This window comes from Oceanobacillus sp. FSL H7-0719, assembly GCF_045040795.1.
Classification (GTDB): Bacteria; Bacillota; Bacilli; order Bacillales; family Amphibacillaceae; genus Oceanobacillus.
In genome coordinates this window covers 3,829,346-3,851,365 of sequence record NZ_CP150301.1, presented here as the reverse complement: position 1 = coordinate 3,851,365, position 22,020 = coordinate 3,829,346, and the positions used below count along the sequence as shown (strand labels likewise).

Annotated in this window: 18 protein-coding genes; 6 read left to right on the top strand and 12 right to left on the bottom strand. The window is 38.7% G+C overall.

What is annotated here, in order from left to right; genetic code table 11:
- The first annotated feature begins 144 nt into the window (after positions 1-144).
- Together NST93_RS19565 and NST93_RS19560 are read left to right on the top strand one after the other, a co-directional pair.
- On the top strand, positions 145-498 hold the full coding sequence (locus NST93_RS19565) for a Fe3+-siderophore ABC transporter permease (protein ID WP_405099974.1): 354 nt from the start codon (positions 145-147) through the stop codon (positions 496-498).
- Between the two features lie 126 nt (positions 499-624).
- Positions 625-1,341 (top strand): dihydropteridine reductase, encoded by a 717-nt coding sequence (locus NST93_RS19560; RefSeq protein ID WP_405099972.1) that lies wholly within the window; start codon positions 625-627, stop codon positions 1,339-1,341.
- Positions 1,342-1,570: 229 nt separating this feature from the next.
- Here the strand turns inward: NST93_RS19560 and NST93_RS19555 are convergent, their stop codons facing one another.
- The 3 genes from NST93_RS19555 to NST93_RS19545 form a co-directional block, all read right to left on the bottom strand.
- A complete protein-coding gene (locus NST93_RS19555; protein WP_405099970.1) occupies positions 1,571-1,903 on the bottom strand; it encodes a hypothetical protein in 333 nt (110 codons plus the stop codon).
- A 265-nt stretch (positions 1,904-2,168) separates the two neighbouring features.
- Complete coding sequence (locus NST93_RS19550; protein WP_405099968.1) at positions 2,169-2,321, bottom strand: helix-turn-helix domain-containing protein; 153 nt, start codon at positions 2,319-2,321, stop codon at positions 2,169-2,171.
- A 209-nt stretch (positions 2,322-2,530) separates the two neighbouring features.
- Positions 2,531-3,709 (bottom strand): Rpn family recombination-promoting nuclease/putative transposase, encoded by a 1,179-nt coding sequence (locus NST93_RS19545; protein ID WP_405099966.1) that lies wholly within the window; start codon positions 3,707-3,709, stop codon positions 2,531-2,533.
- Between the two features lie 493 nt (positions 3,710-4,202).
- Between NST93_RS19545 and NST93_RS19540 the strand changes: the two genes are divergently transcribed.
- From NST93_RS19540 to NST93_RS19530, 3 genes are all read left to right on the top strand, one after another.
- Complete coding sequence (locus NST93_RS19540) at positions 4,203-4,853, top strand: hypothetical protein (protein WP_405099964.1); 651 nt, start codon at positions 4,203-4,205, stop codon at positions 4,851-4,853.
- A gap of 241 nt (positions 4,854-5,094) precedes the next feature.
- Positions 5,095-7,503, top strand: coding sequence for a hypothetical protein (locus tag NST93_RS19535; protein WP_405099962.1), 2,409 nt, complete (start codon positions 5,095-5,097; stop codon positions 7,501-7,503).
- Positions 7,491-8,867, top strand: coding sequence for a glycoside-pentoside-hexuronide (GPH):cation symporter (locus tag NST93_RS19530; protein ID WP_405099960.1), 1,377 nt, complete (start codon positions 7,491-7,493; stop codon positions 8,865-8,867). Before NST93_RS19535 ends, NST93_RS19530 begins: the two co-directional genes overlap by 13 nt.
- A gap of 60 nt (positions 8,868-8,927) precedes the next feature.
- Here the strand turns inward: NST93_RS19530 and NST93_RS19525 are convergent, their stop codons facing one another.
- From NST93_RS19525 to NST93_RS19515, 3 genes are all read right to left on the bottom strand, one after another.
- Positions 8,928-9,806, bottom strand: a complete 879-nt coding sequence (locus NST93_RS19525; protein ID WP_405099958.1) for a helix-turn-helix domain-containing protein — start codon at positions 9,804-9,806, stop codon at positions 8,928-8,930.
- 775 nt (positions 9,807-10,581) lie between these two features.
- Positions 10,582-11,025 (bottom strand): LysM peptidoglycan-binding domain-containing protein, encoded by a 444-nt coding sequence (locus NST93_RS19520; RefSeq protein ID WP_405099956.1) that lies wholly within the window; start codon positions 11,023-11,025, stop codon positions 10,582-10,584.
- A 296-nt stretch (positions 11,026-11,321) separates the two neighbouring features.
- A complete protein-coding gene (locus NST93_RS19515) occupies positions 11,322-13,019 on the bottom strand; it encodes a methyl-accepting chemotaxis protein (RefSeq protein WP_405099954.1) in 1,698 nt (565 codons plus the stop codon).
- 352 nt (positions 13,020-13,371) lie between these two features.
- Here NST93_RS19515 and NST93_RS19510 point away from each other — a divergent pair, with 352 nt between their 5' ends.
- Positions 13,372-14,451, top strand: a complete 1,080-nt coding sequence (locus NST93_RS19510; protein ID WP_405099952.1) for a hypothetical protein — start codon at positions 13,372-13,374, stop codon at positions 14,449-14,451.
- Between the two features lie 116 nt (positions 14,452-14,567).
- On the opposite strand, the gene NST93_RS19505 is transcribed toward NST93_RS19510, so the two are convergent.
- The 6 genes from NST93_RS19505 to NST93_RS19480 all read right to left on the bottom strand — a co-directional run bounded on the left by NST93_RS19505 (position 14,568) and on the right by NST93_RS19480 (position 22,010).
- A complete protein-coding gene (locus tag NST93_RS19505; RefSeq protein ID WP_405099950.1) occupies positions 14,568-16,310 on the bottom strand; it encodes an acyl-CoA dehydrogenase family protein in 1,743 nt (580 codons plus the stop codon).
- A gap of 26 nt (positions 16,311-16,336) precedes the next feature.
- Complete coding sequence (locus NST93_RS19500) at positions 16,337-17,116, bottom strand: enoyl-CoA hydratase/isomerase family protein (RefSeq protein ID WP_405099948.1); 780 nt, start codon at positions 17,114-17,116, stop codon at positions 16,337-16,339.
- The gene (locus tag NST93_RS19495; RefSeq protein WP_405099946.1) at positions 17,113-17,994 is read right to left on the bottom strand and encodes a 3-hydroxyacyl-CoA dehydrogenase family protein; all 882 of its coding nucleotides are present in this window, start codon (positions 17,992-17,994) and stop codon (positions 17,113-17,115) included. The genes NST93_RS19500 and NST93_RS19495 overlap by 4 nt, the downstream gene beginning before the upstream one ends.
- Positions 17,995-18,049: 55 nt before the next feature.
- The gene (locus NST93_RS19490) at positions 18,050-19,657 is read right to left on the bottom strand and encodes a long-chain-fatty-acid--CoA ligase (protein ID WP_405099944.1); all 1,608 of its coding nucleotides are present in this window, start codon (positions 19,655-19,657) and stop codon (positions 18,050-18,052) included.
- A 255-nt stretch (positions 19,658-19,912) separates the two neighbouring features.
- Positions 19,913-20,887, bottom strand: a complete 975-nt coding sequence (locus NST93_RS19485; RefSeq protein WP_405103979.1) for a zinc-binding alcohol dehydrogenase family protein — start codon at positions 20,885-20,887, stop codon at positions 19,913-19,915.
- Between the two features lie 55 nt (positions 20,888-20,942).
- Entirely contained in the window at positions 20,943-22,010 is a 1,068-nt protein-coding gene (locus NST93_RS19480) for a phosphotransferase family protein (protein WP_405099942.1), read from the bottom strand.
- Between the last annotated feature and the right edge of the window lie 10 nt (positions 22,011-22,020).

The following is a 22,020-nucleotide window of genomic DNA, read 5'->3' as shown; positions in this document are numbered from 1 at the left end:
AAAAAAACATAAAGTTTTTTGATTATTGTTCTAAGCAGTGGAAAGAACTTGAGGGGTAATTAGTTTGCATATGGACCTTCTCCATTCAGCAGTCTCCTGCTCAATAAATAATCGAAATTACAGCCATAGAAAGGATGTGTACATATGGGGTTTATTCGGATTTTATTTTTAATCGCAATATGGTTTATTCCAATTATCTTTTTGATAAATATTTATCTTAAAATGAATAAAAAAGAACAGGAAGAATTCAAACGCCAGTTAAAGCGTCCTTCTGTTCTTTTCGGTTTAGGTTTTCCTGTTATAGGCATGCTGATGTTCTTATCTGGTATGATTTTAACAGTAAAATTAATTCAACATCTTGGAGCTACACTTGTGCTTATCAGCTGGTTTACTACAAGCTTAGTGAGTTGGAAAAAAGGAAAAACAGATTTTATAAAAAGTGCTGCACTGATATTATTGGGTGTAATTGGATTCGCTGTTTATATTTATCTGATTTAAATAAATGTGTTTGTTCGTTTATGAGAAATGATATTTTATTTAGGCATTGAGCATTTTAATTGAGAATTGTTATCATTTATTGTATATTAAACAATATGATTTAGAAGCCAATAAGGGGGATCCGTTATGCAAATATACTGGTCTAAAATAAATAAGATTATTGAAGAAACACCAGAGGTTAAAACATACCTTGTCGACCGACCGGAAGGCCTTACATGGGAAGAAGGTGCACACATTCACTTGGCACTGGAAGGCTTTAATGCCGGTGATAAACCGAACCGAAGCCTGATTCGTCATATGTCAATCTCCACTTTGACGCACGAGGATTCAATCGGTATCACTACACGCATCAAAGAGCAGTGTTCTGAATTTAAAACGATTTTAAGAACACTTGAAGTTGGTAATGAAGTTGCAATATTTAAGATTCATTCGAATGTGCCGCTTAGAAGAGAAGACAAAAATGTTTACCTGTTGTCTTCAGGTGTTGGCCTTGCAACATTCAGACCGCTTGTACTTGATTATTTTGAACGTGCAGACAATGTCAATCAAATGCATTCCCTGAACATTGATTCTTCAAGAGATTTCTTATTCACTGATATTTTTAAAACTGCAACTGACAAGAAGTTCATATCGCAATTTGTTGATAACCGTAAAACATACTATGAAGAAGTGAAAAATCTTGCAGCAGATAAGGATGGACTCTTTTATGTTGTCGGCAGTGACGAATTCCTGAAAGATAACATTGAAGTTCTGCTTGAGCAAGGTATTAATCCAGAACAGATTATGCTCGACAAGCGTGAAAAACAGCTGCCTGAGTTTTTAACAGTTGATGTTTCAATCTAAGCCGGATAAAATACTTTATTGATTCATACTAAATAGATTTTCTTTAATGGGCGCTTTCCTGAAAAGGATAGGCGTCTTTTTTGAAGTTAAAACAGAGCTATTTTATCAATGAAACTATGGCCTTCTTTAGAGAACAAGATGGGTTGAATACCTGGATATTCTCGCTGCATGACGAAATGTTATTAACAGCAGCGATAGTCGGATTAAGCCAAATCCAGGTTTTAAACCTTTACTCTCTTCCCAATACTTTCATCAAATAATCTCCATAGCCCATTACGATTTCCAGTCCTTGTCCTTCCAGATCCAGCCAAATTTTCTGATCGAGTGAAAATGGGCTTTGTTCTTGCAATTCTGCAAGCAAACTTTCTGATATAAATACTTCATAGCAGGTTGCTCCATTCTTCACTACAAAAACATAATCCTTGAACTTCATGATATTCACTTCATAAGCTTCATCCCATTCTTTAAGCTGCTGCTCTATCCCTTCACCAACTAAAATCATAAAATCCTCATTGCTGCAGTTCTTTGACAGATACCCGCGAATAAATCCCATTGCATTCATTTTCATCATCCTTTCAATTGTTTTAATTCTTGATAACAAAAAAAGTTCTTTGCTGCATCTTTTGAATGCAAGCAAAGAACCTCTAGAGTCCGTTTCTCTTGTTATCATTCAAAGCTGTCCGCTTTGCTGGATGAAGCACCTTGCGTCTATGGGCAGGTTGCTCCTTTTGAGAAAGTGAATCATTCCCCGACTAGGTCACATTATTTAACAGATACAGGGAATGATACTTTCTTCTGTTCAATTTAGCGATTCGCCATATTGTCCATCATCCATTTTCCAGAACATCTTCGAGAAAAAATATCCTTCCGCCAAGTCTGATATGTGGCAGTTTATTCTCTTTTACAAGGTCATAAATCGTATCTTTATGCAAACCGAAATATGCTGCGACTTCATCAACGGTCATTATCTTTTTCTTCATGGAATTTCCCTCCCTTCCCTTCTATAATCGAAAAGAGTCGGGGATTAGGGGTGTTTTTTGGTAAATAGATAAATAAATGTGGAAACTATGAATTTACCATGCCCAGGGGATGCTCATATTTAGTAATCTTTTTATAAAAAAATCAGCCCTTAAGATACATTTTTTTTATATCTTAAGGGCTGATTGCCAACTGTGATTGTTTATATAATTCATTGCTTATCCGAGTCTAAAAATTGGATTTCCTCCACTTTGACCAAGGGCAGTTCCACAGACTTTGCAACTAAATCTGTTTCCATCCCCAGTTTGAGCAGTCGCCGGGCAATTTCCTCTTTTGCATTTTCTTTTCCTTGTTCTTTTCCCTTCTCTATACCCTGTTCTATACCTTGTACTATACCTTGTACTATACCTTGCTCCATACCCTGTTCTATGCCTTGTTCTATGCCCTTTTCTAAGCCTTTCTCTAGCCCCTCTGCTATTCCCTTCTCAATTCCTGCTTTTAGGCGAAGTTCCGCCTCCCGCTCTGCTGCAATTTCATCATTAATAAACTTCAACCGTGATTCATAGGCAAGATATTCCTTTTGTGTCATACTCAGTTCTTCCCAGCTTTGAAAAGCATCACGCAATGATTCGTCTTTCATAGCAATTTCCTCCAATTCTTGATAAATATCGTTATAGACTTTATCGTTTTTATGATCTACCATACCAAGCAGCAATAACCATCTGGCCAGAACATCATCCCATGGATTGAGCTTTCCAACCCTCCAAGCTTGCATTAATTTTGGCATTTCAACAAAATGAAATTCCATGACATCGGTTAACTTAAACTTTTCTACATCCTCATGTAAATGATATCTAGTATGAAATGGCTTCGTTTTGTCAAACAGATTAAAGTTCATAATATTTATAGCAATAACTGGCTGTAACTCTGAGTAACTTTTGCCCCTTTTCAAAGGGGAGCGGTATAGACCCGCCCAATAATATATCGAACGTTTTACCATATTATATTTATTAGTGAACTGAATTTCAACATTAATTGTTTCGTTTTCAAGTGTAGTAACTGCCAAATCCAATCTCGCCTGTTTATCACCCTTATATTCTGCCGCGTCCTCTATATTCATATATAAAATATCCTTAATCGGTTTCCGTCCCGTTTTTGCCAGAAATGCATTAAGAAATACAACGGTAATTTCCTTGTTCTTTTCACTTCCAAATAATTGTTTAAAAGCATAATCAATTTTTAAGTCCATCAATCTTTCGAGTTTCACGCGTTTAAGTATTCGTGACTTGCCTTGTTCTTTATCACGTTTATACTTATTCATCCCCTCTAATACTCTTGTTGCCACTGTATAATTTAACCCATCCTCCATTATCTGAAAGCTTGCATTCATCTTAACACATCCCCTTATAATATTTGCTCATTCTTAAAATAGTTCAAACTGCGTTTTCGAACGTGCCAAATACTTTTAAATACATAATAAAATAATAAAAAGCACTAAAAACAAATTGGGATAATTTCTTCTAGGCGGACAGTCTTGTGAGGTATTTAATCTGAAGTTTCTGTATTAACTAACAGTTAAATCATAACACGAAAACAAAATAAGAACAAATGTTTCATTTAAAGAATAGACAAAGCAGTTATAACCCACTGTTTGAGGTTCTAAACTCAATCACAATTACAGTATTAATTTTTTATAGCAACAGCGATTGAGGAGAAGTTATGAAATATCACCCTTTTATAAGTATTTGAGAATTGCTGAGAAAACATGCTTGAAATAAAGCTTATTTTTTCCACATCTAATAATTCCTTTTGCCTATAAACCTTTGTCATCTTTTCGATTTACTCGTTTCCGTTTATAATGACTTATACAAGGAGGGAGAAAATTGCTTGAAGCACTCATAAATTACGGTATTTTTTTTCTGATTATTATTCTGATTGCAATTGGGGCTGCGGTTGTCAGGCGTTCTGCATTACTTACCATGCTGTTTAAAGTTTTAGGAAAATCACTGTATGTTGTTTTAAATGTATTGTTCATTATCTTTTTTACGTTGATGTTTAGCTTGGGGGCAGGCCTTATCATATTTATTCACCCTTACTTACATAGCGAACCACAGTTCTTTGCCAATGGCGAAGCTGTTCATTTCCTGTCAGAACAAAATCAGGGACTGCTGAAGTTTTCATTTGCATATGGCATTCTTTATATGTTTGTATTTCTTATTAACAGCAGATTCCTTGTAAAGACTCGGATAGCTGGGATTTTTAAATCTCTCGCAAGATTCCTGCGCTTCTTCTCGAGAAGCCGAAGAACCAAAAGAGAATTTGAAAAAAGAGTTGCTGGGACGGCAAGTCACTTCATGACATTAACGATTGTTTTCTTCTTATATCCTTTTGTTATTGCTGCTTTATTTCCCGAACTGGAGATGACAGCAATAGGCAATCGCATCTTACTGATTGCTTTCATTCTCTTTTCACTTGTTCCAGATCCCAAATATCAGAATCAGACGGAACAAACGAGATATTACAACGTTGGATAGAAGCTGGGACAAGGGCCACAACCTCTGTCCCAGCTTTTTCTTACCTCCCTGTCCATATCTCCTTTCACCTTATCACCGAGTGAAATAGTATAAAAATCCCTTGAAATCGTTTATTTCATTCCATGATTCATTCGAATATAATCAGTGTAAGCGATTACTGTCAGCGCATTACTTAGCTGTTCTGTGCTTTTCTATTCCTGTAAGAGAGGAATACAGCTTTATTATAGAAAGGGGTTTACTAATGGAAAATAATAAATTTCGTGTGGAACTATTTCCAAGTGGAAATATATCAAAATTAATTTTTAAAAATGATCCCAGCCAAATGAATTGGATGATCGATACAGATTATCTTAATCAAGCAGACTATGATGCGACAGATAAGTTATTTGGTAGCTTTTCCCTAACTGTTCAAGCTAAAACGTACAATAGCCGTGTAATTGAAGCAGATGTCAGTTTTTCCAATCATGTGGCAACTGTAACTTATTTATTTGAGGACATCCAAGTGCGATTTATTTATGACTTAAGTCAGTCAGCGGATGCCTTCTATTGGACAATTCAATTAAAAAACCGAACAAATCAAGCGCTTGATGTTTCTGATTTTACGGTTTGGGCTTCTTTTGCTTATGTTATGTACCGCATCAATGATTTACCGATGCAGACAAAACAATCTGCAGCCGTTTTCCCTTCGATTTCTAAAGACTTTACGAAGCTTGCATGTGTAAGAAGAAGTAATGAGGCACCACATCTTGGGGTCTACCAGGTTAAAGGTGAAACAAAATCAATTGGTACATATTGTGATTACGAAAATCGCTTTTTTGAAAACGTTTCACCATCACTTGATGGGCTTTTATTTCATCAACTTGTATTTGCTGGCGGCTACCCTGCTGGGTTTGAAAATTCCGATTGGATTTATTCAAAAGACAGGTTTTCTTTGAAAGCGAATGAAATGAAAGAATGGCAGTTTGCCTTCGAGGAGTTTAGCAATCTAGATAATTTCTATCAAACTGGTAAAAGTTATGGCCACCCCGTTTACGATGCAGATCCACTCGCAATTGTTGAAAGACCCTATCATTTCTCTGTCAGCTTAGCTTCTGACAACTCTCTAATCGATGCATGGGTCGAATCTAAGGATCAAAGTGAAACAGTAAATTCGGAAAATATTAAGCAAAAGATTCAAAAAAATGGCAGCGTTTACGCAGGAACTTTAGTTTTTACAGAACCTGGTGAGCATAAGCTTTGTGTGAAACTAAGTAATGGTAAAGTTGATTGTTTCATCCTGAATGTGATGGAGCCAATTCAACGCATACTGGCAGATCGTGCAGACTATATCAGCAAAGTGCTTTATCAAGGGGCAGATTCAGAAATCCCTTATTCTTACTTTCCTGTTTCGAATCAAGGCGAATCACTGGGAAAACTCAGTTTTGTTCTGAAAAAGAATCTGCTGGAAAAGACGAACAAGACGGAGGTAGAAAAAGTTGAAGAAAGCTGTGTGAACTATATTCGTCCAAAATGGTTTGTGGATGGAGATTTCACAAAACCAGCAGACCTTTATGGTGATTTTTACCGCTGCATGGATTTTGAATATATTGGACATGTTTTCTATCTTCTATCACAATTTGATGATGAAACTTTACAATACAACTCTGCAAACACGTATTTGGAATGGGCAGCGGACGTCTTTTGTTTACGTGTAAATCCTGATTTGCATGAAACAGAACGCGGAAAGGAAGAAGCCCAAATGCTTGGTACCTATTTCTTATATATCAATGATTTATTAAAAGACTTGAAAGAACGTGGTCTCCATGAAAAATATATAGAAATGAATGAATTATGGACAAGCATTGCAGAAACAGTTGCCACAGACAGTGTTTCCTACAAAGCAGCTGTTACAGAACATTTCTATGATAATGCGGGATTTGGTCCTGCCGCTGGTGCACTCGCAAGTTCGGATCGTCAGGAAGCAGCGAAACGATATGGTGAATTATTAATTGCCAATATCGGGTTTTCGAATGATTTCCGTGCACAAAATCCAGATCGCTGGTGGGAAGCACTTTCCTATATGGTTCACTCTCTATGGGGCGGGCTGACTGCAGCAGGAACACTGAAAGCATATGAAGCACTGCATGATGCGCGCTACCTGAAAGCAGCATATCGCGCTACAGTCGGTATTTTATATTGCTATGACCCAAATGCAAGAGCGATAGATAAACGATTAAGCAAAGGAGAAGCTGCATCTACCTACAGTATAGCAGGTCCACATCTTAATCGCCCTGATTTATCACGGAATCGCTTTGGACAATCGACATTTTATCGGGACGGCGGAATCTTTGCCAAGCTCTTCAATAAAGAAGAAGAAACCTCTGATTGGGATATGGGTGAAGAACTTGTAGCATATCTTGATGGATTCGGGAAAAAGACATTCTTATATGAGGAAGATAACGAGATAAAAGTAATCAATGGGTCTATTGAACAGACAGATAAAGGGCTGTTGATTCATAGCTATGCACCCTATCCTTCTGAGTATCATTTTTATGATGCGGATGCACATTTTATTTCAGAGCGTGGCGAAATTATAAATGAAATACTTTATGCGGACGGACGTTTTATCAAAGTTAACGAACAGGAAAGAGGGATACAATGGAACCATTAAAGCAAGAGCTTAACACAGAGCAAAATCCAGGACACGAAAAAATGCCATTAAAACGAGTTTTGTCTTATGCAAGCACCGATACCGCCGGGAATTTGCTATACGTTACATTGACCAGTTTTATTATGTATTTCTATACAGATGTGTTAGGCATATCCGTCGCAGCAGCAGGTTTTATTTTACTTGTTGCACGGTTTGTTGATGCATTGGATGCACCTATCTGGGGAATTATTATTGATCATACACACACCAAATGGGGACAAAGCCGACCATACTGGTTATGGCTTGCAGTTCCTTTTGGTATAGCTGTTTTCCTCGCATTCCAGGCACCGGATATTTCTGTTGGGGCGAAAAATATGTATGCTTTAGTTACATATATTCTCGCAGGTATCATTTATACAGGAATTAGTGCTTCCATGTCCTCTGCGCTCCCTAACTTAACTTATGATTCCAATGAGCGGGTTAAATTAAACTCGTGGAGAAGTAATGGTGGAATGATTGGCTATTTAGTTGCTGCTTCTTTAACACTTCCTTTAGTGGATTTCTTTGGGAAAGGTGACGAAAAAGCAGGATTCAGCATCACCGTTGCGATTTTCGGAGTCATTGCTGTTTTTCTTTTGTTTTTTGCCTTTAAAGGAACAAAAGAAATTGGCACAACAAAAGCAGAGGATTCCCTTTCAATACGCGAAAGTTTTCGGGCTGCGAAAAGAAATTGGCCATGGATGATTTTAGTTGCTGTATTTATTTTATATTGGGTAGCGAATACCGCAAGAACATCAACGGTTATCTACTATGCAGAATACAATCTTGGATTTAAAAACCTGGCATCTATTTTAAATGGACTTGTAGTTTTCCAGATGGTTTCGATTACGGTTCTCCCTTTCATTGTGAAGCGCATTATTAAATCGCATACTCAGATTATCGGATTATCGTTAGCCACCATTGGGCAATTAATTATTGGATTTACTGGTGATAATGTAACCGTTATTATTATTGGGTGGATTATTGCGTCACTTGGAACTGGAATCGCAGTAACCTTACCGTTTGCCATGCTTTCTGATACAGTTGACTACGGAGAATGGAAAAATGGCATCAGAGCGAGCGGATTCTTAACCGCTGTTGGTATTTCATTCTGTATTAAGCTAGGTTCGGGACTGGGCAGTTTTATTCCTTCCATCATTCTAGACGGTGCAGGATATATCGCAAACACCCAGCAAACGCCAGCAGCATTAGCAGCAATTAAATTCAGTTTCACCTGGCTGCCAGCAATATTCTTTGCGATGGCTGCGCTAATTATGTTTTTATATATTAAATACGAGAAAAATGAAGGTAAAATTAAACAGGAACTGCAAGAAAGACATGCATAAAAGAAAACAAGGCATCCTCCCTATCACGAAGGTGCCTTGTTTTTGGTCTGGCTGCGAAAATTATTCTTTTGTTTCCATATGACTTTTGCGATATTTAAGCGGGGAGATGTCAAATCTTTGTTTAAACAGCCTGGAAAAATAAGGGACCCATTTATAGCCGCACAGTTCTGCTATTTCCTGTATCGGATAATCTGTTTTCACAAGCAAGTTTCGTGCTTGCTGCAAGCGATATTCCTTCAAGTAATCCATTGGTGTAAATCCATAATATTGCTTTAAATATTTAGCAATCGTATTTTCATGCAGATTGAACTTCTTGACCAGAATGTCATTTGTAATATCTTCCCGATAGTGTTCGCGAATAAAATGCTCTACCTTTTCAGCAATAAGCACACTCGAATCTTTAGCACGGTCTTGTCCGTCCAATAGATTTAACAAGAAGAAAAACTGCTGTTGTGTATCCCAAAATGTGAGCTCCGCGTTATCTTTTATTGTCCCTTCCAACAAGTTTTCAATATTTTTATAGATTTCATTTGTATCAACAAGCGCACTTTTTTTCGAAAGATGGATTGTATGATAACTATTATGAAAATGCAGAGAAGGAATAGAGATATTTGATTCCAGCTGCTGTGCCTGAGCACTCTGCATATAATTCCCTGTTGTATAAAAATGAATCCAGTAAAATTTCGTTATCTCATCTGTCGGTTTTATTGGATAATGATGCTGGTTTGGCAATAGAACCAGCATTTCATCTTTCCGGACAACATAATTGTTTCCTTCTTCTCCTATGTACAGTGACCCTTCCTTTACAAAGATCATATTGAAATACTCTAAATGTCTTCTCTCAGGGTGTAAAGCCCCTTTATCATATTCCGTTAAATTCCCCTCGATAAAAATAGGAAATGGAGGAATCGCAATTGATATTACTGCATCATCTTTCATGATACCGCACTCCTTCATTGACGAAGCCCAATTAATTTAATTTTATCATTCGTCTGGGTAGGTGTCACTTATCAGAGAATGCTTCTATGTTTAGGGTTTTGCCGATTTTCATTTATAGTGCATGTAAATAGCTTGCTTGCAGAAATGCGTGAGATTTTACAGCAGTTTATTGTTTAGTGATGAAGATATTCCGTACACTGCATATACTTTGTTTAAGGCTGGGGTGTTCTCATTGACTATTGGCGCGCGATTCTGGCTTGGGCTGGCGATGACATGTGGTCTATTAGACAGTCAACATATGATTCCAGCTGAAACGAGCGATAACATACGTTCTATTAGACAGTTAATATACGATTCCAGCTGAAGCGGGCGATGACATACGTTCTATTAGACAGTTAGCATACGATTCCACCTGAAACGGGCGATGACATACGTTCTATTAGACAGTTAGCATACGATACCAGCTGAAGCGGGCGATGACATACGTGCTATTAGACAGGTAGCATACGATTCCAGCTGAAGCGGGCGATGACATACGTGCTATTAGACAGGTAGCATACGATTCCAGCTAAAACAGGTGATGACACACGTTCTATTAGACAGGTAGCATACGATTCCAGTTGAAACAGGCGTTGAGTAATACAAGTAACCTTCACAATCCCAGTCCCCACTGTTTAAATAAAAATAAATCCGTCCCAGCCAATTAAATACGAAGGCATGGCTCAAGACGGATCCATTTACTTTTATTTTTTATTATTTATAGTCTATCAATGAGTTAATACGTCCAGACGTTTACTTGAAGATTCTGTACCCCAAATTCCAAGGCTTCTTCCAAGTCTGCTATATAAATATCCAGACGGCCGTTGGTGATTGCACTTCCACGGTCTTCACAGACGTATGTTTCTTCCAATGTTGGAATATGTATTTTGGTACCGAAGGGCAATGTTTCTGGACACGCGATTGTGTGATTCTCTTGAACAATTTCTCCCGATGCTGTAATTCCATAGCCAGGATCTCCTGGGCGTTTTTTCGTAGATTCATAGCCTGCTGTATATGCTGTCACTTTGAAAGGCAATCCATTTACATCAGGTATCTTTATCGTTTGTCCAAATTTAATATCTTCTGGCTTAGTAACCTCGGAATTCGCTGCAATTAATGTGTTTATATCTACTTGATAGTTCTGAGCAATCCGAAATAAACTTTCCCCTGGTAATACCATGTGATTCTTTTCAGCAGAAGCCGTTCCTGCAATAAATAGAAACCCAATGAAAAATATAGAAATGTAAAATAGATGCTTGATAGTAAAACCCCCCTATAAAAAATTTCAGACTAACCTTGATAGACTATACCCATTTAAATAACTTACAAACTTCCTTTCTGAAAAGGTCTGTAGTTTACTTAGCAATCCACCTGTCCTATACTTCTCTCTTTCCGTAAATGATATATAAAAGATTCGGCTCTTCACAAAAAATAGCCCATACCTCTTCTTGAGGTATGGACCACTCTATTTACGATTTATATTTTAAACTGTCTTACTAAATCATTTAATTCCTCTGCAAGTTTTGACAGATCATCTGAACTCGCTGCAACCTGCTGCATCGCTGAGCTTGTTTGCTGCGTAGATGCAGATGTTTCTTCGACTCCTGCTGCAGATTCTTCTGAAATTGCTGCAATCTCCTGGACGGAAACATTCATTTCCTCATTGCTCACAGCAATTTCCGCAAGGTTTTTTGTAATTTGTTCGATCATCTCAACGGATAACTTAATTGCTGACTGAATCCGCTCGAAAGTTGCCCCTGTCGCTGTAATTTGTTCTGCACCTTGGATTACATCCTGGTAGCTATCTTTTAAGGAACCAACAACAATACCTGATTCACTTTGAATTCGATCTACAATATCTGTAATACTTGTTACAGAGTTGGAAGATTGTTCAGCAAGCTTTCTTACTTCATCTGCTACAACAGCAAAGCCTTTCCCATGTTCTCCCGCACGAGCAGCCTCAATTGCCGCATTCAATGCAAGCAGATTGGTTTGATCAGCAATATCTTGAATAACTTCAACTAATTCTGAAATTTGCTGAGTATGTGTATCCAGTCCTTCTACTTTTCCAATAGCTTGATTAACAATTTCATTAATCTTTGTCATTTGTTCTACGGATGAATGCATCATTTCTGCACCTTTGTTTGTCAACTCGAGTACAGCATTCGATGAACCATGCATTGTCGTACTTTCTTTGCTGGTTTCTTGAATTTTGACAGTGAAAATGCCCATCTTCTCCGAAAGATCACCTGCGTTATTTGCTTGTGACTCAGCTCCTGCTGCAATTTCTTCCATTGTTGATGCTACTTGTTCTGTACCAGTCATGACTTCATTGGATGATTGTGTCAGTTCCTCACTTTGACTTGATACGGTTTCTGATACAATTTGAATCTGATTCAGTAATTCTTGCATGTTTTTATTCATTTCATTTGTTGCAACCGTTAGCTGACCTGTTTCATCTCTTGCAGTTATTTCCAATGGCTCATTCGCTAAGTCGCCGCCTGCGATTAATTTCATCCGGTCCATTACCTTCGTAATCGGACGGGAAATCAACCTTGAAACGACAATTGCCACAACACCACTAGTAACAATAATCACAACTGTTACAATCAATACGATTTGCAGTGTTTTTTCACCTTGTGCGATATTTTCTTGGCCAACTTCATTAATCTCTGCTTCTCTTTCGACAACAATTCTTTCAAAACCTGTCGTTATTTCATTTGAAAGCGGGACAGCCTTTTCTTCCAGGGTTTCTAATGCTTTCTCCTGATTTCCTTGGTCATACGCTGCAAATACTTCGTTAAAAATAATATCTTTCCATTCTGCCGTTTTGTCGATGAGCTCTTTCATATCTTCGGAATTACTTGATTCATTGATAACTGCAATCGCTCCTGCAGCTTCCTCTGTATACGTATTAAAATCTTCTTTAAACTGCTCATCACCAGTTAATAGATAACCTCTTACCGCAACGAGCCGCTGCAGACTTTTAGCATTTATTGTCTCATCAGCAATCAATATAGGCAGCTGGTTTTCTATAATATTACTCATATCCTTGTTGTTCTTCGTAAAACCCGTCGTATTCACTATTGCTAATCCGATAATTAATAGGATAACGACGGAAAATCCTGCAAGCATTTTTGTTTTGATTGTTTTAAAATTAAATATATTTTTCATTATTACCTCATCCTTTTAATTTTTCATTGTAAAATTCATATGTCTTGTTTCTTTTAAAATACATTTAAAAATTTAATCACCAACCTTCGTTTCTCTGCCCAAAATGTGTTCAACAAATCACATGGGTTTTCAATTAAGCAGTTTATTTTAACTCCCTTTAACTGCTCATACTATTCTTTATATAAACTCTTAAACCTTATATTTTATATATCGACTACAATTCAAATTTATTTAGGAAAAACATCCTAGTATTTTTATCCTGCTTTCAATTAATTATTTTGAATTCCAGAATGTCAGTTAAGGTCTCAAGCTTTCCAATTCATTTATGCTATAATAATAAACGGTGATTTTTATGGTACTCATTCTGTTTATTTTATTTAGCGGTTGTTTTATTAGTTATATCGTCAAGCAGCGTGTCTTCATTCTGACATCGACAATGGCTGTTGTCATGGCATTGGGAATCCTGACACAAGGTGTATTGCTGCACTTTCTTGGCATAAATTTTATCAAAACTGCTGCTGCTCATTTGCTGTTAGCTTTCATTTTAGCCTTATGGCTCAGCTTTTGGGTTTCAATTCTATTTGCAGCAATCTCAGGTAAATGGACAATGCTGCACTACTCCAATCCAGTGAATCGATTTGGAATGGGAACATGGGTAGCTGCTTCCTCTATCAGCGGTATTTTGATTTCCAAACATTTTCCACAGCTTGGGTTATTCACAGAGATACTAGCTTATCTAAATGCCGCTTTTTGGCTTTTTTATATTTTAATTAGCATGCAAGCCTTTATTGTTATTTTTCAAAAGAAAATAAATATAAACGTGCATGGCATCCTGCTGCTGACAACCGTAAGCACGCAGTCTCTTATTCTTTTATTTCATACTGTTTTTGAAAGTGTTCATTTTAGCTTTACAATCGGCTTATTAGCTGCTGGTTTTAGTTTTTATGGCATTAGTCTGTTTCTGATTTTAAAAAGATATTTGGGCAGTGCCTGGTCGATTGAAAAAGATTGGAATAATACGAACTGCATCATCCATGGGGCATTGTCGATCACAGGGATGGCAAGTATTGTAAGTGGAATTGCAAACGAGCGCAGCCTGCTCGTTCTTTGGATTGCTACAGCTATGATTTTTCTCATTGTGGAGGCTATCGAGATTTACCGGTTATCCCGGTTGGTAAGACGCTTTGGCTGGAGAGATGGGGCTGGTGTCTATGATGTATCCCAATGGAGTCGAATTTTTACCTTTGCGATGTTTTATACATTTACAGCCTCTATTCCTGCAGCAAATGGAATGATAGCTAGTATACAAGTAATAGTCGGACAGATCGGCATATGGGTCATTCTTGCTCTTGTAATTATTGAGCTAACCCTGGCCCTGCAAAACTTTATTCCTTCCAATGATTATGAAGAACCATTGAGAAAAAGCAGTTAGATTTGATATCTAACTGCTTCATTTTTTAAGATTATTTTATTGGGGCTGGCAATTGTTTAACTCATCATCAGAGTATGGGGCGGCTCGATATGATACGCTGCTTCCCAATAGAAGATTTAACAGACATATTCCCTTTTTTCATAAATTGTTTCTGCAATGCTTCGATTACGCTCTATTGCATTGGAAAATTCCTTCGTCAGAAACAGCTTGTATATTTGTTCTTTCATGTCGGCTTCATCTGCTAATAATTCCTGTTCCAATTGTCTTATAATAAGAAAGACGCGATTGAGCGACTCTTCTAACGCTGTTTCCATAAGCAGCCGCATGAATGGAGCCTTATCCCCTGCCGCCAGTCTTTTCTCCACCCGCAATATAACTGATTCGGATGCATATACTTCCATTGCTAAATCCGCTAATTTCATCATTACTTCCTGATTTTTTTCGAGTGCTTTTCCGAATTTTCTTTGCGCAAGTTCCGTCAATACGAGATAAACTGCGCGAATGTCTGAAGCAATATTCATGACGGAAGGTGCTGCTTGTTTCTGTAAGTGCAAAAATGCTTCTTCAACAGCATTTTCATAAGGCAGTTCACCTTTTAATGATTTTTTCAAGAATTGACCTGTTATCAGCAGACGATTGACTTCATTTGTTCCTTCAAAAATCCGATTTATTCTTGAATCGCGATACATTTGTTCGATTCGATATTCACTGATAAACCCGGATCCGCCATGCAGCTGTACCCCTTCATCCACAGCATAATCAAGTGTCTCCGAACCATAGACTTTACAAATTGCGCATTCTAGCGCGTATTCGGATAAACCTGCCGCTACTTTTCTTTTGTCCTCTTCCATATCCAAACCGGCTAATTTTTCCTCCATATGATGGGATGTTCGATACAGAAGGGATTCGGCTGTAAAAATCCGAGCAGCCAATTTTGCCATTTTTTCCTTGGTCACACCGAATTCAGAAATTGCCATACCAAATTGTTTCCGTTCTGCTATATGGTTTAATGTCAGTTGCAAGGCGTGCTTCGCTCCTCCATTACAAGCAAATCCAAGATTAAAGCGTCCTAAATTTAAAACTGTAAAAGCAATGATATGGCCCCGGCCGACTTCTCCCAGGAGATTTTCAACAGGAACTGCACAGTTTTCTAAAATAACTGATCGTGTGGAGGATCCTTTTATTCCCATTTTCTTTTCCTCTGGTCCTAATTCTAATCCAGGGAAATCTTTTTCCGCTATAAATGCTGTGAAATGTTCCCCATCCACCTTGGCATAGACAATAAATGTATCTGCAAACTGTGCATTTGTAATGAAAATTTTTGTTCCATTTAACAGATAATGTGTTTGCTCCTCATTTAAAGTAGCAGTCGTTTTTCCTGCCATTGCGTCTGATCCTGCTTCAGGCTCTGTTAAACAATATGCGCCTAAATACGCTCCACTCGCCAGTTTGGGAAGATATTTTTCCTTTTGTGCTTTTGTTCCATAATACGTAATTGGAAGAGTGGCAATACATGTATGATTAGAATGTGCAACACTATATGCCCCTCCGCCGCCTATTGCTTCTCCAACTGCACCTTTGCTTATTTTATCAAGCCCCAGTCCACCAAATTCCTCTGGAATACTATGTGCCAGAAGACCGACTTCCCCCGCCTTCTTCAATAAATCAACAACAATATCAAATTGCTGTGCTTCAATTTCTCCGTTCCTTGGTTCGACTTCTTTCAATAAAAATTGCTTCGCAGTTCTTTGAATCATCACATGCTCATCTGTCAGGTCCTCTGGAAAGAATGCTGCCGCTGCACTGGTTTGCTTAATTAAAAATGAACCTCCGCGAAGTTCTTTCGTCGTATTGCTCAAATAAATCCCTCCCTTCGAGTGTCATATCAGCTATGCGTAAATGCTGGTATTCTTTTATTAATAAACGCTTCAACACCTTCTTTTGCATCTTTCGTTTGAAAAATCTCTTCGAATAATGCTGCTTCCAGATCAATTCCAGCTGCTAAATTTGTTTCTGTGCCTTCATCCACTGCTTGTTTAATCCGTGAAAGTGATTGATTTGATTTATCTGCGATTTGACCGGCAAGCTCCATTGCACGCTCATAGCCCATTCCTTTTTTCACGACATCATTTACAAGGCCAATTTGTTCTGCTTTTTCAGCTGGAATTGGTTCGCCTGTATACATCATTTCTTTTGCCTTTGCATTTCCAACTAGCCGTGGCAATCGCTGTGTCCCGCCGGCTCCAGGGAAAATACCAAGCTTTACCTCTGGAAAACCAATCATCGCTTGTTCTTCAGCAATTCGTATATCAAAGGCTAAAGCGAGTTCACAGCCACCGCCTAATGTAAGCCCATCGAGAACCGCAATTGTCGGTTTGGCTAATTGTTCGATTTCCATTAATAATCCATGCATTTCCATCACTTTGGCATGCATGTTTTCATCACCAATCATTGCCGGAAATTCCTTAATATCCGCTCCTGCAATAAATACCTTGGAACCAGCTGTTTTTAAAACAACACAGCCTACTTCACTGTCATTTTTCAATGTCTTCATAATTTCTCTAAGCTCTGTTTGCACCTGGCGGCTCAGCACGTTTAACGGCGGATTATCGATTGTAATCACTGCGGTTCTGTTTGTTTTTTCATACATAACAAACGCTGTCATAATGCACCCTCCTTTGTATATTCATACCAGCCTCTGCCTGTTTTCCTGCCTAAATGGCCTGCTTTTACTTTTTCTTCTACTATTTTTGCGGGTTTATCATTCGGATCACCTGTCTCTTGGAACAGCTGCATATTTGCATAATAACCGACATCGATTCCCGATAAGTCCGCAATTTCAAATGGTCCAAGCGGATGACTTAACGCCTTCTTTGCAATCAAATCAATTTCCTTAAAATCAGCATAGCCATTCTCATATAGGAACATGGCCTCTTTTGACAGGGCAAATAATAAACGATTTGCAATAAATCCATAGATTTCCTTTTCCAAAAGGACTCCCGTACGTCCAATTCGCTCACAAAAAGCCATTGCTGTTTCAGCAGTTTCCTTTGATGTTTGGTCACTCATCACGACCTCAACACAATCCATTACAAGTGGTGGATAGAAAAAATGCATATTCAGCACTTTCTCTGGCCTGGAGGTAAAGGCTGCGATTTTTGAATTAACAATCGTTGAGCTGTTCGTAGCTAAAATCGTATGTGCAGGTACTAGCTTATCTAATTTCGCGAACACTTCTTGCTTCACATCTAACTTTTCCAGGACTGCCTCAATGACAATATCTGTATTCTCTGCTGCTTCTTCTAGACTGGTTGTCATGTGCAGTTTCGCGAAAGCTGCTTCTTTTTTTTCTGTTGTGAGTTTTCCTTTACTTATCCATCTATCCATATGGTGTTCTAATTGTTCTCTCGCTTTCCTTAACGAAGTCTCGTCAATATCCTGCAAGTATGTTTCGAACCCTCCAAGCGCACATAGCATGGATATTTGATGTCCCATCGAACCGGCACCGATTACTGCTGCTTTTTGAATTCTATCTATTGACATATAAAGCCCTCCTATTATTTAAAATCTATCTATCTCCAACAGTTGCTCTCGTATTCTATTTCTGCAGATTTTCCTCACGAATCACTCTTCGCAGTATTTTTCCTACATTTGTTTTTGGCAATTCTTTTCTAAATTCAATAATAGTCGGCACTTTGTATGCTGCCAGATTTCTTTTACAATAAGCGATTAACGCTTCTTCTGTACACGTTTGTCCTTCTTTTAAAACGATAACCGCTTTTACCGTTTCACCACGGTATGCGTCTGGCACTCCTACAACAACTGCTTCCATCACAGCCGGGTACTCATATAGTATTTCTTCCACGTCACGGGGATAGATATTATATCCTCCCGCAATAATCAAATCTTTTTTTCGATCAACGATATACACATATCCATCCTCATCGATTCGAGCAATATCACCTGTATACAGCCAGCCATCGCGAAGGGTAATCTCTGTTTCTTCTGGCATATTCCAGTAGCCTTTCATTACTTGCGGACCCTTAATCACGATTTCGCCAAGTTCGCCGATTGGCATTTCCTCTTTTCCTTCAGCTAAATCAACAATTTTATAGTCTGTAGAAGGGATGCCAATTCCGATGCTGCCTGGCTTTCGATTTGAAAAATATGGATTGCAATGGGTTACAGGCGAGCTTTCTGAAAGGCCATATCCTTCTAGAACCTTCGAACCCGTTTTTGCTTCATATGTGCGCATAAGCTCCAATGGCATTGGGGCACTGCCGCTATTGCATAACTTGATGCTGTCAATTCCGTAATCTTCCGCATGGGCATGGTTTGTAATCGCTACATACATTGTTGGCACTCCGGGGAAGGATGTTGGCTGTAAGTCTTTAATTGTCTGCAAAACTTCTTCCAATTCAAACCTTGGCAACATGATGCTCATTGCACCCGAATGAATAGACAAATTCATGCAGCTAGTCATACCAAAAACATGAAATAGCGGAATCACTGTCAAATAACGTTCTTTCCCAGGCACAATTGCATCCTTAAAATATTCATGAACTTGTACGACATTAGCGATAATATTCCGATGTGTAAGCATTGCACCTTTCGACCGTCCTGTCGTCCCTCCTGTATATTGCAGAACAGCAACATCTTCAGCTGGATTAATCTTCACTGGTCTTGGTGGTTTGTTGGCCTTTTTTAGAAAATCGGAAAACTCAATGATTCCGTCACCTTTATTCTCATTTCCTGTAAGGTCGACTGTTATCACCCGCTTCACTGGTGTATGCGCAAGTATCTTCTCTAACACAGGGATAAGTGGTTCATAAATTACAATAGTTTCTGCTCCAGAGTCAGTTAAGATATGTGCAAGTTCTTTCCCGACAAGCATTGGGTTCACTTGAGTAACAATTCCTCCTGCGATCAGGGTGCCGTAATAACTGATAACATAGTGCGGGCAGTTCGGGAGCATGAGTGCAACACGATCTCCTTTTACAACTGCTTCATCTTGAAGTACAGAGGCAAATGCGGCTGTCTGCTGTGCGAGCTCTTCATAGTTTATTTCTTTTCCATAGAAATGAATTGCCTTGTTCATCCCATACTTTTCAACCGTTTTTTGCAACATATCAGGTACAGAGATATCTGGGATTTCCACCTCTTGCGCTACATGATCTGGGTACTCTTTTAACCACGTTTTTTCCATTTCTTTTCCCCTCCATTTAATGATAGCGTTTACATAATAAGTGTACTTGCTTCTATGTTTGCAATGGTTCATCTAAGCTGAAAATGCTTTGATAAAAAAAGCAATCATTCTGACTGAGCGGATGGTGTGTTCCCTGTGAAAAATCCTGGAGGTGTGCGGGCTGCAGACCTCCAGGTGAAAAGAAGAAAGCAAATAATCGTCATTCACAGCTTATAAACGATAACTAATCGTGGCCATATTTTCAAATAAATTCTGTTAAATAGTCAATACGAGTTTACCCTTCGTCTTTCTTCCTTGAAGTTCGGAATGTACATGGGCAGCGTCTTCTATTGGATACGTGCCGCCAATTGTTAACTCCAATTCCCCGCCTGCCATTAATTCAAGTAACTCGTGTAAACTTTCCTGAAATAATTTTTGTTTTTTTATTATTTGCGGCAGAAAAAATCCAATTACAGATTGGTTTCTTCTCATCAAAGCAGCCGGATGCATGGAAGATTGCTCCCCGCTTGCTGCACCGAATATGACTAATCTTCCAAATGGCGCTAAGCAGCGCAGCGTTTTATCAAACACGTCACCACCTACCATTTCCAAGGCGACATCTACTCCATTTCCATCTGTTGCTTCACGAACTTGTTCTTCCCATCCCTCTTCTGTGTAATTAATTAAGGTATCTGCTCCCATTTTCTTTGCAAATTCAAGTTTTTCTGCTGTACTAGCAGTAGCAATAATCTTGCCTGCTCCAAATTTCTTCGCTAATTGAACTGCCAAGGATCCAACACCACCAGCTGCAGCATGAATCAGCACTGTTTCGCCCTGTTCTAATCTTCCCATTGTTTTTAGCACATGATATGCCGTTAGCCCTTGCAAAGGTAAGGCAACTGCTTTTTCAAATGGTATATTTTCTGGAATAGGAATGAGCATCTGAGCTGGGACACGAACATATTCCGCATAACCTCCAGATTCAATTAATGTAACTACTCGGCTCCCTTCTTTCACATTTTTAACATTTGCCCCGACTTTCGCAACAATTCCCGCAACTTCGGCTCCTGGTGTAAATGGTAATTTAGTCGGCACAACATATTGTCCTTCACGTCTTGCTGTATCCGCATAATTCACACCTACTGTTCTTACCTCAAGTAAAACATCATCATCCCCTATTTCCGGTACTTCCTGATTGATAAGTTTTAATACCTCTGGTCCGCCAAATTCTGTAAATTGAACTGTTTTCATCATAAATCAATTTCCTCCTATTTTTCTATTTCGTTTTTGTTTGTTTCCTTTGCTGTCATAGGTTTCTTACTGTACCTGCTGCATGGGCGATAAGATTCTCTGCAAAGTGATTGAAATGCGCAAATCGCTGATCTCCCGTCTGCCCCTTTTTGTAACGGAAATAGATTTGCTGACAAATAACAGCAAGCTTAAAATAAGCAAAAGTAATATAATAATCAATATGGCTCAAGTCCCGCCCACTTTGTACTGCATAAGCTTCAAGAAATTCATCCCGTGTATAGAAGCCTTCCATTACTGTTACAGGCGGTTTTCCCAATCCCTTTTTAAGTAAATCCGGATCATCCTTTTGTATCCAGTAGCTCATTGCTGCACCAACATCAGCAAGCGGGTCACCAACTGTTGTCATTTCCCAGTCAAATAAGCCAGTCATTTTCGAGAAATCATGCGAAAACATTGCATTATTCAGCTTATAATCATAATGAATAATTGCTTGTTGCCCTGATGATGGCATGTTTCTTTCCAGCCACTTCGTTAATAAGCCGATATAGGGAACATCATCTGTTTTTGCCCGTTCATAGCGTTTGATCCATCCAATTACCTGCCGCTCCATGAATCCTACAGGTTTAGCAATGTTCACTAAATCTGTCTTTGTAAAGTCTATCTCGTGGAGGGCTGCTAATTTTTCTGCCATTAGTCCAGAAATGCGTTTTCCCAATGAGGGGTCGTACGAAACAGCATCTGGAAAGTCTGTATCCAGGACAATTCCTTTCCGTCTCTCCATTATAAAAAAGGGACTGCCAACAATCGATTCATCAGCCGAAAAAATGATTGGTTTTGGTGCGGCTGCAAAGTGAGGATGCAAACCAGTTAAGATGGTAAACTCCCTTTCCATATCATGTGCCTTCTTCGCAACTGGACCAAGTGGCGGACGGCGCAGTACTGCTTCCCAAGTGCCGATTCGCAATAAATAGGTTAAATTCGAATGCCCGGCATGAAACTGTTCAATCTCCAGTTCGCCCGTCGCTACCCCAGGTAATTCATTTTTAATAAAATTTGTTAACCTCTCTCTATCTAATTCCTCTCCTTTACGGACTTGCTTGGTATCACTGAAAGATGCTCCCATCCCTTCGCCT

Bases quoted from the DNA above. Each gene is read 5' to 3' on its own strand.
- NST93_RS19515 (WP_405099954.1), bottom strand. From the start codon at position 13,019: ATGAAAAATATATTTAATTTTAAAACAATCAAAACAAAAATGCTTGCA.
- NST93_RS19495 (WP_405099946.1), bottom strand. From the start codon at position 17,994: ATGTCAATAGATAGAATTCAAAAAGCAGCAGTAATCGGTGCCGGTTCG.
- NST93_RS19500 (WP_405099948.1), bottom strand. From the start codon at position 17,116: ATGACAGCGTTTGTTATGTATGAAAAAACAAACAGAACCGCAGTGATT.
- NST93_RS19555 (WP_405099970.1), bottom strand. From the start codon at position 1,903: ATGAATGCAATGGGATTTATTCGCGGGTATCTGTCAAAGAACTGCAGC.
- NST93_RS19510 (WP_405099952.1), top strand. From the start codon at position 13,372: ATGGTACTCATTCTGTTTATTTTATTTAGCGGTTGTTTTATTAGTTAT.
- NST93_RS19520 (WP_405099956.1), bottom strand. From the start codon at position 11,025: ATGGTATTACCAGGGGAAAGTTTATTTCGGATTGCTCAGAACTATCAA.
- NST93_RS19485 (WP_405103979.1), bottom strand. From the start codon at position 20,887: ATGAAAACAGTTCAATTTACAGAATTTGGCGGACCAGAGGTATTAAAA.
- NST93_RS19560 (WP_405099972.1), top strand. From the start codon at position 625: ATGCAAATATACTGGTCTAAAATAAATAAGATTATTGAAGAAACACCA.
- NST93_RS19530 (WP_405099960.1), top strand. From the start codon at position 7,491: ATGGAACCATTAAAGCAAGAGCTTAACACAGAGCAAAATCCAGGACAC.
- NST93_RS19525 (WP_405099958.1), bottom strand. From the start codon at position 9,806: ATGAAAGATGATGCAGTAATATCAATTGCGATTCCTCCATTTCCTATT.
- NST93_RS19545 (WP_405099966.1), bottom strand. From the start codon at position 3,709: ATGAATGCAAGCTTTCAGATAATGGAGGATGGGTTAAATTATACAGTG.
- NST93_RS19550 (WP_405099968.1), bottom strand. From the start codon at position 2,321: ATGAAGAAAAAGATAATGACCGTTGATGAAGTCGCAGCATATTTCGGT.
- NST93_RS19565 (WP_405099974.1), top strand. From the start codon at position 145: ATGGGGTTTATTCGGATTTTATTTTTAATCGCAATATGGTTTATTCCA.
- NST93_RS19480 (WP_405099942.1), bottom strand. From the start codon at position 22,010: ATGGGAGCATCTTTCAGTGATACCAAGCAAGTCCGTAAAGGAGAGGAA.
- NST93_RS19535 (WP_405099962.1), top strand. From the start codon at position 5,095: ATGGAAAATAATAAATTTCGTGTGGAACTATTTCCAAGTGGAAATATA.
- NST93_RS19490 (WP_405099944.1), bottom strand. From the start codon at position 19,657: ATGGAAAAAACGTGGTTAAAAGAGTACCCAGATCATGTAGCGCAAGAG.